Annotated in this window: 13 protein-coding genes, 1 riboswitch and 1 other annotated feature; of the genes, 12 read left to right on the top strand and 1 reads right to left on the bottom strand. The window is 38.3% G+C overall.

What is annotated here, in order from left to right:
* Positions 1–352: 352 nt before the first annotated feature.
* Positions 353–733, bottom strand: coding sequence for a metal-dependent transcriptional regulator (locus ACYQ2D_RS00770; protein WP_117455907.1), 381 nt, complete (start codon positions 731–733; stop codon positions 353–355).
* A 250-nt stretch (positions 734–983) separates the two neighbouring features.
* Between ACYQ2D_RS00770 and ACYQ2D_RS00775 the strand changes: the two genes are divergently transcribed.
* The 12 genes from ACYQ2D_RS00775 (at position 984) to ACYQ2D_RS00830 (ending at position 14,374) form a co-directional block, all read left to right on the top strand.
* Entirely contained in the window at positions 984–1,199 is a 216-nt protein-coding gene (locus tag ACYQ2D_RS00775; protein ID WP_022304554.1) for a FeoA family protein, read from the top strand.
* A 16-nt stretch (positions 1,200–1,215) separates the two neighbouring features.
* On the top strand, positions 1,216–1,437 hold the full coding sequence (locus ACYQ2D_RS00780; protein WP_022304555.1) for a FeoA family protein: 222 nt from the start codon (positions 1,216–1,218) through the stop codon (positions 1,435–1,437).
* A gap of 97 nt (positions 1,438–1,534) precedes the next feature.
* Positions 1,535–3,712 carry a ferrous iron transport protein B gene (feoB, locus tag ACYQ2D_RS00785; protein ID WP_459784360.1) on the top strand — a complete coding sequence of 726 codons (2,178 nt, stop codon included), beginning with the start codon at positions 1,535–1,537 and terminating at the stop codon, positions 3,710–3,712.
* Positions 3,713–3,820: 108 nt separating this feature from the next.
* Positions 3,821–4,071, top strand: a binding site (T-box leader).
* 111 nt (positions 4,072–4,182) lie between these two features.
* Positions 4,183–5,223: an ABC transporter substrate-binding protein gene (locus ACYQ2D_RS00790; RefSeq protein ID WP_022304557.1), complete on the top strand. Its 1,041-nt coding sequence runs from the start codon at positions 4,183–4,185 to the stop codon at positions 5,221–5,223.
* A gap of 17 nt (positions 5,224–5,240) precedes the next feature.
* Positions 5,241–6,125, top strand: a complete 885-nt coding sequence (locus ACYQ2D_RS00795; protein ID WP_459784362.1) for an ABC transporter permease — start codon at positions 5,241–5,243, stop codon at positions 6,123–6,125.
* Positions 6,118–6,891, top strand: a complete 774-nt coding sequence (locus ACYQ2D_RS00800; protein ID WP_022304559.1) for an ABC transporter ATP-binding protein — start codon at positions 6,118–6,120, stop codon at positions 6,889–6,891. Before ACYQ2D_RS00795 ends, ACYQ2D_RS00800 begins: the two co-directional genes overlap by 8 nt.
* Before the next feature lie 138 nt (positions 6,892–7,029).
* Positions 7,030–8,058, top strand: a complete 1,029-nt coding sequence (locus ACYQ2D_RS00805) for a LacI family DNA-binding transcriptional regulator (protein ID WP_187558459.1) — start codon at positions 7,030–7,032, stop codon at positions 8,056–8,058.
* 358 nt (positions 8,059–8,416) lie between these two features.
* Complete coding sequence (locus ACYQ2D_RS00810; protein ID WP_022304561.1) at positions 8,417–9,421, top strand: Gfo/Idh/MocA family protein; 1,005 nt, start codon at positions 8,417–8,419, stop codon at positions 9,419–9,421.
* 100 nt (positions 9,422–9,521) lie between these two features.
* Complete coding sequence (locus tag ACYQ2D_RS00815; protein WP_459784363.1) at positions 9,522–10,355, top strand: sugar phosphate isomerase/epimerase family protein; 834 nt, start codon at positions 9,522–9,524, stop codon at positions 10,353–10,355.
* A gap of 91 nt (positions 10,356–10,446) precedes the next feature.
* Positions 10,447–12,528 carry a cytidylate kinase family protein gene (locus tag ACYQ2D_RS00820; protein WP_459784365.1) on the top strand — a complete coding sequence of 694 codons (2,082 nt, stop codon included), beginning with the start codon at positions 10,447–10,449 and terminating at the stop codon, positions 12,526–12,528.
* A 3-nt stretch (positions 12,529–12,531) separates the two neighbouring features.
* Positions 12,532–13,428: a myo-inosose-2 dehydratase gene (gene iolE / locus ACYQ2D_RS00825; RefSeq protein WP_459784366.1), complete on the top strand. Its 897-nt coding sequence runs from the start codon at positions 12,532–12,534 to the stop codon at positions 13,426–13,428.
* Positions 13,429–13,453: 25 nt separating this feature from the next.
* Complete coding sequence (locus ACYQ2D_RS00830; RefSeq protein WP_459784367.1) at positions 13,454–14,374, top strand: sugar phosphate isomerase/epimerase family protein; 921 nt, start codon at positions 13,454–13,456, stop codon at positions 14,372–14,374.
* A gap of 127 nt (positions 14,375–14,501) precedes the next feature.
* A riboswitch (cobalamin riboswitch) is annotated at positions 14,502–14,689 on the top strand.
* The last annotated feature ends 42 nt before the right edge of the window (positions 14,690–14,731 follow it).

The raw sequence follows: 14,731 nt of genomic DNA on the forward strand, positions 1-14,731 counted from the left end.
AAACATCTTCCATTATAGTGTGTGCGCAATAAAAAAGCAATCAGACATTAAAAAAAGAAATGATAATAAATTTGAACGCAGATAAGCATTGCCCCACTTCAAGTGCGTAGAGCACTAAGCGGCGGGTGAGGGGGGATGTTTCTGTCAGTGGGAGTTGAAAGCTCCCACTGACAGATCGCAAAGCGACTGCGTTCATGAGCAAGTAGCGAAGCGGATTGCGAATGTCTGCTTTACACAAGAAAGTTTGAAACAAAAAAGAAGCTCCGGCAAAATAGGAACTTCTTTTTTGTTTCTCTCATACCTCTTTTTTATTTCGCAAAACATTTCTTTTCTTTTATTATTTATTTATATCTTATTTTAGGGTAAGATTTTTTTGTACATGTTGTTTGATTGCTTCAAAACTCTGTTTGCTGATAACGTGTTCCATTTTGCAGGCATCTTCAGCAGCAATTTTTGAGTCTACACCTAAAGCAGTGAGCCAGGATGTCAGAAATTCATGTCTTTCATATATCATTTCCGCAATTTCTTTTCCAGAATCGGTCAGATAAATAAAGCCTTCTTTTGTAACAGTAATCTGTTCTTTTTGACGGAGATTTTTCATGGCAACACTAACACTCGATTTTTTAAAACCGAGTTCCTCAGCGATATCCACAGAGCGTACAACGGGACGGGTTTTGCTTAATAAAAGTATGGTTTCAAGATAGTTTTCAGCTGATTCATTCGTATGATACATAAGAGTTACCACCTTTTCTTCGATTTCCTATAAGTATACCACATTTGGAAAAGATTTACACTAACTATTTTATGACAATAAAGCTTGAATGCAGATAAGCAAGTAGCGGAACGGATTGCGAATGTCTGCTTTACAACTGTATTTTTATAAAAAACAAAAAAAGTTCTTGACTTCTAATGCACGTTAGCATATACTAACTGTGAACGTAAAGAAACGTAATGATAACATTTCTCAAAAGAGAGGGTGAAACATGATGCCTTTAACAATGGTAAAAACCGGAGAAACAAATGTGATCCGTAAAGTCGGTGGAAAAGAAGAAACCAGAAGATTTCTTGAAAATCTGGGCTTTGTAGTCGGAAGCGAAGTTGTAGTTGTATCCGAGATCAGCGGAAACCTGATTGTAAATATTAAAGATTCCAGAGTTGCCATCGGAAAAGATATGGCAAACAAAATTATGGTAGGATAGAAAAGGAGCATCAGACATGAGAACATTAAAAGACGTACCTTGTGGAGAAACAGTAAAAGTAGTAAAGTTAGTAGGTACAGGTCCTGTAAAAAGGCGTATTATGGACATGGGTATCACAAAAGGTGTAGATGTCTATGTGCGTAAAGTAGCACCGCTTGGTGACCCGATTGAAGTAACTGTAAGAGGTTATGAATTATCTGTAAGAAAAGCAGATGCTGAAATGATTCAGATTGATTAATTTTTTTTGCATCTAAGTTAGCAAATACTAATACTTGGTAGACTAACATAAGATAGATTAGACAAAGAAATGCCTGAGGGCGGAAAGAGGTAGAAAGATGGCAACAATAGCGTTGGCAGGAAATCCTAACTGCGGAAAAACAACATTGTTCAACGCACTGACGGGTTCAAATCAGTTTGTTGGAAACTGGCCAGGTGTAACCGTAGAGAAAAAAGAAGGTAAGTTAAAAGGACATAAAGATGTTACAATCACTGACCTTCCAGGTATCTATTCCTTATCTCCGTACACACTGGAAGAAGTGGTAGCAAGAAACTATCTGATTAATGAAAGACCGGATGCAATTTTAAATATCGTAGACGGTACAAACATTGAGCGTAACTTATACTTATCTACACAGCTTATGGAACTTGGAATTCCGGTTATCATGGCTGTTAACATGATGGATATTGTAGAAAAAAATGGTGACAAGATTCATATTGAAAAGCTGGCAAAAAGCCTTGGATGCGAAGTAGTAGAAATCTCCGCATTAAAAGGAACTGGTGTACAGAAAGCAGCAGAAAAAGCAGTTGTAATTGCAGAAAAGAAAAACCGCAACATTCCGGTACATAAATTTGCAAGTGAAGTAGAAGCAGTCTTAGAATCCATCGAAGAGAAACTTTCCGGTATTGTTCCGGAAGAACAGAAGAGATTCTTCGCAATCAAGCTCTTAGAAAGAGATGATAAAATTAGCGAGCAGGTAAGCAATCTTCCAGATGTTTCTGCTGAAATCGCTAAAATTGAAGAAGAGATGGATGATGATACAGAAAGTATTATCACAAATGAGCGTTATGTTTATATTTCTTCTATTATTGACCATTGCTTTACAAGAGGAAAGAAAGATAAAGTAACAACTTCTGATAAAATTGACCGAATTGTAACAAACCGCTTCCTGGCTCTGCCAATCTTTGCGGTAATTATGTTTATTGTATATTATGTCTCTGTAACAACAGTTGGTACTTGGGCAACAGACTGGGCAAATGACGGTGTATTCGGTGATGGATGGAGTCTGTTTGGTCTGGTTGATGTACCTGGTGTGCCGGTTATCATTGGAAATCTGTTAGACGCAGTAAATTGTGCTCCATGGTTAGAGGGGCTGATTCTCGACGGTATTGTAGCCGGTGTTGGTGCGGTACTTGGTTTCGTTCCTCAGATGCTGGTATTATTTATCTTCCTTGCATTTTTGGAATCCTGTGGTTATATGGCACGAGTTGCTTTCATCATGGATAGAATTTTCCGTAAATTCGGTCTTTCCGGAAAATCATTTATTCCAATGTTAATTGGAACCGGTTGTGGTGTACCTGGAGTTATGGCTTCCCGTACAATCGAAAACGACCGTGACCGTAAAATGACAATCATGACAACAACATTTATCCCTTGTGGTGCAAAACTTCCGATTATCGCCTTAATCGCAGGTGCATTATTCGGTGGCGCTTCATGGGTGGCACCAAGTGCATATTTTGTTGGTATTGCAGCAATTATCTGCTCTGGTATTATTCTTAAGAAAATAAAAATGTTTTCAGGTGAGCCGGCACCATTCGTAATGGAGCTTCCTGCATACCACATGCCTACTGTAAGTAATGTACTGAGAAGTATGTGGGAAAGAGGCTGGTCTTTCATTAAGAAAGCGGGTACTGTTATCCTTCTTTCTACAATCGTAGTATGGTTTACTTCTTACTTCGGATGGGTAGATGGACAGTTCCGTATGTTAGAAGATTTGGAACTTGATCACAGTATTTTAGCAAGAGTTGGTAGTGCAGTTGCATGGATTTTCGCTCCTCTTGGATGGGGAAACTGGAAATCAGCAGTGGCAGCAATCACAGGTCTTGTAGCAAAAGAAAACGTAGTAGGTACCTTTGGTATCCTTTATGGATTCTCAGAAGTTGCAGAAGATGGTACAGAAATCTGGGGAAGCCTTGCCGGAAGTATGACAGCAGTTGCTGCATATTCCTTCCTGGTATTCAACCTGCTTTGTGCTCCATGCTTTGCAGCAATGGGAGCTATCAAACGCGAAATGAACAATGCAAAATGGTTCTGGTTTGCAATTGGATATCAGACCCTGCTTGCTTATGTTGTATCTCTTTGTGTTTACCAGATTGGTACTTTAATCACAGCTGGTACATTCGGAATTGGTACAATTGTAGCATTCCTCTTAGTCGCTGGATTTGTGTACCTGTTAGTAAGACCATATAAAGAAAGTACAACTTTAAAAATAGGAGCAGTTCGTACTGCAAAATAATAATAAATGCTAATTGGAGGCAAAAGTTTTGCCTCCAATATTTTTGAATTTATTGCTTTAAAGGGTTGACAATCCGAACATTTCGTATTAGAATAAATGACAACAAAAGCAAAACCGATGAGAAAGAGTAGTAAGCTTATTCATGAAGGAACAGAGAGCTGCGGTGGTGAAATGCAGTACGAATTGATTTGCTGAATGGACTTTTGAGGGCAGTCCGAACATGGAAAATAAGTAGGCACTGTCGGGGAACCGAAACCCGTTATCAGTAAGGAGTGTATGATAGTACATGCGTAAAGTGGACATGAAAAATGTTAATTTGAGTGGTACCGCGATAATAAGAATTTATTACCGTCTCAAGCTTAGGCTTGAGGCGGTTTTTTATTTCATAGGAGAAACTCCTATCGGAAGTAAATCCTATCATGTTTTGTTTTTGTTAAGAAAATACAGAGACAAGAAAAGGAGAAAAAAAGATGAGAAGAAAAGTATTAGCAATGGTATTAAGCGCAGTAATGACAGCAGGAGTACTTGCAGGATGCGGAAACAGTTCAGCAGAGAAAAGCACTGCAGATACAAAAGGTACAGACAGTAAAGAAGCAACCTATACAGTTGGAATTTCCCAGTTTGCAGAGCATGGTTCTCTGGATAACTGCCGTGAAGGATTTTTAGAAGGTTTAAAGGAAGCTGGAATTGAAGAAGGTGTAAATTTAGATGTCATCTTAGATAATGCGCAGGCAGATACCGGCACAGCAGCAACAATTGCAGATAACTTTGTTTCTAAAAACGTAGATTTGATTTGTGCAATTGCAACTCCGGCAGCTATGAGTGCATATAACAGCACAAAAGGAACAGAAATTCCAGTTATCTATACCGCAGTTTCAGACCCGGTAGCAGCACAGCTTGCAACAGAAGATGGAACCCCGGTTGGAAATATTACAGGTACTTCTGATGCACTTCCGGTAGAAGAACAGTTAAAGATGATTCGTGCAACTCTTCCGGATGCTAAGAAAATAGGTATTCTTTATACAACAAGTGAGACAAACTCTGAAAGTACGATTGCTACCTATAAAGAGTTAGCCGGAGATTATGGATTTGAAATTGTAGACACCGGTATTAATACAATTGCTGATGTAGAAATGGCAGCGAAAGACTTAGTAACAAAAGTAGATTGTATTACAAACTTAACAGATAATACCGTAGTATCTGCACTTCAGACCGTACTTGCAGCAGCAAATGATGCAAAAATTCCTGTTTTTGGTTCTGAAGTAGAACAAGTAAAAAATGGCTGCCTTGCTTCTATGGGGATTGATTATGTTTCTCTTGGAAAACAGACTGGAGAGATGGCAGCAAAAGTATTAAAGGGAGAAGCAAAAGCTTCCGAATTAAATTATGAATTAATCACAGAGCCAAGCTTTTACGGAAATACAGAAGTAGCAGATAACTTAGGAATTACACTGGATGAAAGCTACGTGTCTGGCGCAGCAGAAATGTTCGATTCCATCGAAGTAGAATAAGCGGAGGAACAAAAAAGATGGCTTTAATTCAAAGCGTAATTGAACAAGGGCTTATTTATGCGATTATGGCTCTTGGCGTTTACATTACTTATAAAATTCTGGATTTTCCGGATTTAACCGTAGATGGCAGCTTTCCTATGGGAGCTGCCATCACGGCGGCTTTAATCAGTAGAGGATTTAATTCACTTTTAACGCTTCCAATCTGCTTTTTGGCAGGAGCACTCATTGGAGCATTAACCGGACTGATTCATGTAAAATTAAAAGTAAGAGATTTACTTTCCGGTATTATTATGATGACAGCACTTTATACAGTGAACTTAAGAATTGCAGGAAGAGCAAACCTGCCGATTTATAATAATTCGAATATTTTTGAGAATGCAGTGGTAGACAGGATTTTCCCAGAAGCACTTGTTCCTTATAAAACTGTGATTATTATCTTAATTATTACTTTAATCAGCAAGTATTTTCTGGATTGGTATTTAAGTACAAAGTCTGGTATGCTGCTTCGTGCTGTGGGTGATAACGAAAAAATTATTACTTCTCTTGGAGTGGATAAAGGACTGGTAAAAATTGTTGGACTTGCTGTTTCAAATGGTCTGGTAGCTTTAAGTGGATGTATTTTTGTACAACAGCAGCGTTATTTTGATGTTTCTATGGGAACCGGTACCGTTGTAATCGGACTTGCCAGTGTTATCATGGGAACAAGTGTATTTAAGAAGGTGACAATTTTAAGGGTGACAAGCAGTGTTGTCATTGGCTCTATTTTTTATAAAGCCTGCGTAGCACTTGCAATTCGTCTTGGATTCCCATCAACGGATACAAAATTTATTACGGCTGCCATTCTTCTGATTATCTTAGTAGTAGGAATGGAACGAAGAAAGAAGGTGAAAATCCATGCTTGAGTTAAAACATATTCATAAATATTACAATCCGGGAACAGTCAATGAAATGTGTCTGTTTGATGATTTTAATTTTAAAGTAGAAGATGGAGAATTTGTTGCGGTAGTGGGAAGTAACGGTTCCGGAAAAACTTCTATGCTGAATATTGTCTGTGGAAGTATTGGCGTGGACTCCGGAAAGATTCTGATTAACAATCAGGATATTACGAATATGAGTGAACATAAGCGCCTTTCTAAAATCGGTCGTGTTTTTCAGGATCCGTCTCTTGGGACTTGTCCATCCATGACAATTATGGAAAATATGGCACTGGCAGAGAATAAAGGAAAACCTTACAATCTTGGTTTCTGCGTGCGTAAAAAGCGAAAAGAATACTATCAGGATTTGCTTCGTCCATTAAATCTTGGTTTAGAGGATAAAATGGATGTAAAAGTAGGTTCACTTTCCGGTGGGCAAAGACAGGCAATGGCACTTTTAATGTCTACTATGACACCGATTGAATTTTTGATTTTGGATGAACATACAGCTGCACTTGACCCGAAAACCGCAGAGATCAATATGCAGTTGACGGACCAGATTGTAAAGGAAAAGAAACTGACTTCACTTATGGTGACACATAATCTTCGTTATGCTCTTGAGTATGGAAATCGAATTATTATGATGCATCAGGGAAAGGTTATCTTAGATAAAAAAGGGAAAGAAAAAGAAGCATTAAATGTAGATGATGTGCTGGCAAAATTCAATGAAATCAGCATTGAGTGTGGAAATTAGAAAAGAAACGTAGTAAAATAAAGAGAGCAGGATTAAAATACGCTCGGGATTTCTGAAGGCGAAAGCCTGTGAGATTCCGAGCGTATTTTAGCTAAACAAGAGATTATTAGTATTGAAGGTTAAAGGAGAGGGAAAAATATGCCTGTAACATTGCAGCAGATAGCAGAAGCCGCCGGTGTTTCAAGAGGGACGGTTGACCGTGCATTGAAAAACAGGGGGCGGGTTAATGCGGAAGTCGCAGAAAGAATCCGAAAAATAGCAAAAGAAATGGGATATCAGCCAAGCCGTGCGGGACGTGCACTTGCTATGGCAAAAAAGAATGTAAAGATTGCAGTGATTCTGCAGTCCGTTCAGACACCGTTTATGAATCTGGTGTTGGAAGGAGTTTTGGCAGCCAAACAGGAAGTAGAAAGTCTTGGTGGAAGTGTGGAAGTATTTCCGGTAAAAGGGGTGGATGCCCAGAGTGTTATGGAAATTATGGATAAGCTTTATGAAGAACAGTATTCTGGAATTGCTTTAGTGCCGTCCGAGGATAGTGTATTAAAGAATAAAATCCGACAGTTTGCGGAAGAATATGAAATTCCGATTGTGACCTTAAATTCCGATGTTGAGGATACGAAACGCTTGTGTTATGTTGGGCAAAACGGAATTCAGAGTGGAAGAACAGCAGCAGGATTGATGGGGGAAATTATCGGTGAAAAAGGGCAGGTTGTTGTTATTTCCGGACATATTTCCAATCCATCATTAAATAATAGGGCGAGGGGATTTCAGTCAGAGATTATGGATGAATTTCCAGAGATAGAATTGATTCATACAAGATATTCTTACGATGATGACTGGGTAGCAGGAAAGATTGTAGAAGAATTAATCGAACAATATCCGAATTTATCTGGAATCTATATAACCGGTCCGGCCGTAAAGGGAATCTGCGAGGCACTGGAAAAACTTGGAAAAGGCAAATCTATTAAAGTAATAGGAAATGATTTCTTGAGTGAAAATAAAAAATGGATGGAAAAAGGAGTGATTAATTTTTTAATCGGTCAGGATGCTTATGTGCAGGGATATGAGCCGGTTATGATATTATTTCGGCTTTTCTTAGACCATAAAGAACCGAAAGAAGAGTATCAGTATACAGAAATTGTAATTAAAACCAAATACAATATGTAAGACTAAAAAGAATTGAAGTTTCAATAATGAAAAAGAAATTTCAATTCTTTTTTGAATTAAAATGTACACGTGAACGCAAACAAAAAAGAAAGAATAAAAGAAACTATTGAGAGTGAGAAAAAATTAACAGAACATCTCAAATAAATTACCAAAATAAGAATCAATTATATAGTAAAAAATACCAATAAAAAGAGCTTAAAAATAGAAAAAAGTAAATATGTCCAAAAAATAAGTGTTTAAGTTGTATAAAAAACATATTGCGTACACGTGCACACTATGCTAAAATAACATCATCAAATGAAACACGAAATAAAAATTAAAAAACAAAAAAATAAAAAGATGATGGAGGAAAAAAATTATGTTAAGAGTTGGAGTAATTGGATGCGGTGGAATGGGAAAGGACCATATCAGAAGACTGACAAACAAAATTCAGGGAGCAGAAGTAGTAGCAGTTTCCGATGTGTTTGAAGAAAGCGCAAAACAGGCAGCTGAAATCTGTGGTGCAAAAGTTTACACAGATGCAAATGAATTGATTCATGACCCGGAAGTAGATGCGGTATTTATTGTTTCTCCTGGATTTGCACATGTAGATTCTCTGCTTGCAGCAATCAAAGCAGGAAAACGAATCTTCTGTGAAAAACCGTTATGTACCACTGCTGAGGATTGTTTAAAAGTAGTAAATGCAGAAGTGGAATCTGGAAAACATTTAATTCAGCTTGGATTTATGAGACGTTATGATAAAGGTTATATGCAGGTAAAAGAAGCACTGGCAACCGGAGAATACGGAGAACCGCTGATGCTTCACTGCACACACAGAAATCCGGAAGTTGGAACAAATTACAATACACCGATGGCAGTTCATGATACAGCAATTCACGAAATCGATGTACTTCACTGGTTAGTAGATGATGAATATGAATCCGCTCAGGTGATTATGCCAAAAGTAACAAAATATTCTCATTCTGAATTAAAGGACCCACAGATTATGCTGCTTCGTACCAAAAAAGGTGTTTGCATTGATGTTGAAGTCTTTGTAAACTGCAAATTTGGATACGACATTAACTGTGAAGTGGTTTGTGAAGATGGAGCAATTAAAATGCCGTCTCCAATTTACCCAAGCATCCGTAAAAATGCAGCTGTTTCCACTACCATTGATACAGACTGCTTCGTAAGATTTAAAGATGCTTATGATACAGAGGTTCAGGACTGGGTAGACGCAGCAAGCGAAGGCGTGATTAAAGGACCAAATGCGTGGGATGGATATCTTGCAGCGGTTACCGCAGATGCACTTGTAAAAGCACAGGAGACAGGTGCAATTGAAAAGATTGAAACAGCAGTAGAAAAACCGGAATTCTATAAATAAGACGATAAGCGGGTAAATTGAAATAAGATTCTGAAGCTGTCCCTGATGAGTTGATGTGACAGTTTCAGAATCAGAAAATTAGAAAAAGGAGAAAGAACCGATGAAATTAGGATTTAACGAAGCAACAGCATTAGAATGTAAAGGACAGTCTTTACTGGCAGATATGGAAATGTGTGAAAAATATGGATTTGATTATATTGAAATTCGTTTTGACTGTGTCAGAGAGTACTTAAAAGAACATACTTTAGAAGAACTGGCAGACTGGTTTAAAAATCATCACTTAAAACCATGGGCTTACAATACATTAATCTTCTTTAATCAGAGAGATGAGGCAGGAGAAAAAGAAATTGATGAGGAAGTTGATTTCATTTTGGAAGTGTCCAAAGCAATTGGAATGAAGATGTTAATTACGGTACCAAGTTTTGATGTAAAAGATAAAACTGTTTCTGAAATCAAGGAAGAAGCAGTGGAAAGACTTCGTTATCTTTCAGATAGAGTCGGCAAAGATATGAAGATTTCTCTGGAATTTTGCGGAGCTCCAAACTGTTCCATTAACCAGTTCGGTACGGCTTATGATGTAGTAAAAGCAGTAGACAGAGAAAATGTAGGTGTGACCGTAGATACCTTCCATTTCCATGAGATGTGCTCTAAGTTAGAAGATTTAAGAGCAGCAGATGGTAAGAAAATCTTTGCTTATCATTTGAATGACTGTGAAGACCTTCCGCTTGGCTTTTGTGGAGATGATAAACGTCTCTGGCCGGAAGAAGGGGTGGTAGACCATGCTGGAATTGCATCTGCTTTAAAAGAAATCGGGTTTGATGGAGTTTGCACTATCGAGGAATTCCGTCCGGAATATTATGAAATGTCTCACGAAGAAAATGTGAAAAAAGCAGCCGAAGTAACAAGAAGTTTTGTACAAAAATATTTTGGATAGGAGTAAACTTAAAACAGGAGAAGAATAAAACAACAGGGAGAAGACAAAGGCGGGTATTTTACCCGCTTTGTCTGAAAAAAGGAGAAAATGTATGATAAAGGGCGGAATACCTGAACTGTTGAATTTTAAGCAGAAGGGAAAAAACATGGATGAATTTATCAAGGTTCCGGTCAGCGAGAAACTTGCATATTGTTTTGGTGACCCGGCATTAACCTTGATGTACACAATGACTACGACACTTTTGATTTATTTCTACACAAATGTAGTAGGAATTTCCGTCGGGGCAGTCGGAATGATTATGTTATTATCTCGTGTATTTGATGGATTTTCGGATGTGCTGATGGGAACAATTATTGATCGTACCCATTCTAAGTATGGAAAGGCCAGAATCTGGATTTTGCGTCTGGCTCTGCCTTATGCGATAGCGGCAATCTTACTGTTTACCATGCCGTCAATTGGAAGTATGGGAAAGATTATTTATGCATTTGTGACTTATAACATTATGAATACGGTTGTTTATACAGCAATCAGTCAGCCGTTCCACGCACTGGGCTCTTTAATGAGTCGTGACAGAAGAGAACGTGATGTTATCTGTAACATCCGAATGGTGCTTTCCATTACTGCAAGTATGGTAATTACTGCATTTACGCTTCCGTTAATTAATAAAGTGGCAAAGATAATCCATAACGAACAGATGGCATGGATTATTGTAACGGCAGTCTATGCAGGTGTATCAGTACTGGTTTTAATTAATACTTATATGACTTGTACAGAGCGTGTACAGGCAGCAGCGAAGGTAAAAGAAAATATTCCGTTCTTAAAAGCATTTAAGACAACAGTTACAAACCGTTATTTTCTGATTGCACTGGGATTGATGGTTTTCTATACCGCATATCAGATTATTATCGGAACAGACTTAACTTATTATTGTCAGTATGTATTGGGAAATGTAGACCTTGTAATGCCGCTCTCAGCAGCAGAAAAAGTTGCAACGATTGTGGGAATTGCGATGCTTCCGAAAATTTTACCGAAATACGGAAAAAGAAATCTGATTTGTGCAGGATGTGCACTTGGAATTATAGGTCAGTTAATTTTTCTTTTAAATATTACAAGTGTTCCGCTGGGTGTTTTGACCTGTATTATGAGAGGGTTTGGAATTGCACCGTTTTATGGGGTACAGTATTCTCTTCCGGGTGACGCCATTGAATATGGTCATTGGAAATCCGGACTGCGTGTAGAAGGTCTGATGTTTTCTTCTATGAGTATGGGACAAAAAGCGGGTTCTGGTATCACTTCTGCAATCATGAGTGGAATTTTGGCAGCAGCAGGATTTAATGGATTAAAAGCAACCGCAGCAGAACAGACAAGTGGTGCAATTACAGCAATTAAAGGCTTTTATCTGTATGTGCCGATTGGAATCTGGGTCGTGATGCTCTTAATTGCAGCCTGTTATAAATTGGATAAAGTGTATGACAAGATGATGCAGGAATTAATTGCAAGAGAAGGAAAAGAAGGGAAAGAAACACAAGAAGCCCTTCCGTCTATGGCAGTTTCAGAAAATCAGATAAATGTGGCAATCGGTCGTGTCTATGGAAGCAGTGGAAGAAAAATTGCAGAAGAACTGGCAAAAGAATTAAACTGCCGTCTCTATGACCGTCAGATTATCTGCCTTTTAGCAGAAAAGATGGGAATGGAAAATGCGGATTTGGAAAGCGTTCAGAAATATCTGGATACTTATAATTATGGAACAGTAGAAACTACGTTCTCGCCGTATTCGTATTCGGTATCCGGAACAGTTGGAGATATGAGCCCTGTAGAAATGTTTGAGACACAGAGTCGTCTGATTCGAGGACTTGCAAAAAAAGCACCAGGTGTATTTTTAGGTCGTTGTGCAAACTTTGTGTTAAAAGAAACTCCTCATACCTATTCTTTCTTCTTATATGCAGATGATGATTATCGTGCAAAGGAGGCAAAAGAATATTATGATGGAATGACACTGGCTGATTTAAATCAGAGAGATAAATTAAGAAATGACTATTATGAACACTTTACGGGAATCAAACGAGATGACCCGAAACACTATGACATGGTAGTAAATGTATCAAAGACCGGCGTAGAGGGTGCGGTTGCTATGATACTGGAGTATATTAAAAACAAGGAAAAAGGAGAATAAAAAATGCTGGATAAGAATAAAGTAAGGCTTGGAATTGCTCCGATTGCGTGGACAAATGATGATATGCCGGATCTTGGAAAAGAGAATACATTTGAGCAGTGTGTCAGTGAGATGGCATTAGCTGGATTTACCGGTTCTGAAGTGGGCGGAAAATATCCGACCGATACAGCTGTGTTAAAGAAAGCTTTGGACTTAAGAAACATATCTATCTGCAATCAGTGGTTTTCTTCTTTCCTAATTTCTAAACCTTATGAAGAGACCGAAAAAGAATTTATCAAAGCAACTGATTTCTTAAAAGAGATGGGTGCAAAGGTGATTGGTGTTTCCGAGCAGAGCTATAGTATTCAGGGAGAAATGGAACAGCCTGTATGGGAAGGCAAGTATATCATGAATGAGGAAGAGTGGAAACTTTTGGCAGACGGTTTGAATAAACTCGGAAAGATTGCAAAAGACAAAGGAATGACCTTAACCTTTCATCATCACATGGGAACAGTTGTACAGACGGAAGAAGAAATTGATAAATTTATGGAACTGACAGACCCTGAATTGGTATTTTTACTCTTTGACAGTGGACATTTATCATTTGCAGGAATTAATCCGGAAAATGTATTGAAAAAATATGTGAACCGTGTCAAACACGTCCATTTAAAAGATATCCGTAAAGAAATGGTAGAAAAATCAAGAGCCAAAAGATGGAGCTTCTTAAAAGGAGTCAGAGAAGGCGTGTTTACTGTACCAGGAGATGGAAATGTAGACTTTGCACCAATCTTTTCTATCTTAGAAGAAGCAGGCTATGAGGGCTGGGTTGTTGTAGAGGCAGAGCAGGATCCTGCAAAAGCAAATCCATTAGAATATGCAATTAAGGCACGTAAGTACATCCGCAAGGTTTGTGGATTATAAAGTTTAAGAAAGGCAGGATAAGACTATGAAAATTGCATTTGATGTAGACGTATTGGCAAAACAGATGGATATCAATCGTATGGTTCATCAGGTCGCAGACTGGGGCTATAAATATATTGAGCAGTCTCCACATCCAAGAATTAATCCATTTTATAAACATCCGCTTTTTTCAAAAGAGTGTGAGCAGGAATATCGAAAAGCACTTCGGGAAACCGGTGTTGAAATTTCCTCTTTCATCGTAGTTTACCGTTGGTCCGGTCCGACGGAAGAACAGCGTAAGATGGCAGTTGCAAATTGGAAGAGAATGATTGAAATCGCAGTGAATATGGGAGTTCCGGTTATTAATACCGAATTATCCGGTGACCCGAATCAGCAGGAAATCTGTAATGGCATGTGGTTTCGTTCGATGGAAGAACTGCTTCCGATTATTGAGAGGGAAGGACTCCGTGTAGAAATTCAGTCTCATCCGTACGATTTTTGTGAACTCAATAACGAGACCTGCGATATGGTAAAATCGTTCCGTTCCAGAAATTTAGGTTATGTCTATTCTTCTCCTCATGGATTCTTCTACGATGAAGGAAAAGGAGAGGTACGTTCCATGCTTCGCTATGCAGGAGACGAGCTGACTCATGTATTATTTGCGGATACCTTTAATCAGACCTTAGATTGCCGTTACATTGCAAATCCACCATGGTTAAATGCAAGAGGAAAATCCGATGTAACGATTCATCAGCACCTTGCAATGGGAGAAGGAGATGTTGATTTCGATGGAATCTTTGAAACCTTAAGAGACATGGATTTCGCAAATAAGCAGTTAAAAACAGACGCACCAAAGGTCGGAGGCGATAATATTGCGTGTGTGTCTATGTTTGGATTCCCGGAAAAGATGGATAAACAGGCACCGGAAGCAAGAGAAAGAATTGAGAAAGAATTGCTTGGAAAATAATTAAAAAACTAAGAGCAAATAAAAATATCAGATAAGATTTTAATTTTATCTGATATTTTTATTGACAAAAAGATGGTTTATCTTGTATATTAATGGTGTTAAATAAAATTATTTATAGAATGTTGGCGAATATGCCACAGAGATAAGTTCAGACAGTCGTCTGATTAAAAGAGAACCCGATGCGAATTCGGGACGATCCCGTCACTGTGATAGCTGGTTAAAAGCAAAATGCCACTGGAAAGATAGTTTATTCTGGGAAGGCGCTTTTAATGTGTATGCTTAAGTCAGGAAACCTGCTTACCTCTTTAACAAAAGTTCTTGCGGAAGACGAGAAGCTTAAGTTGTACAGATGAAAAA

This window comes from Blautia stercoris (assembly GCF_054657695.1).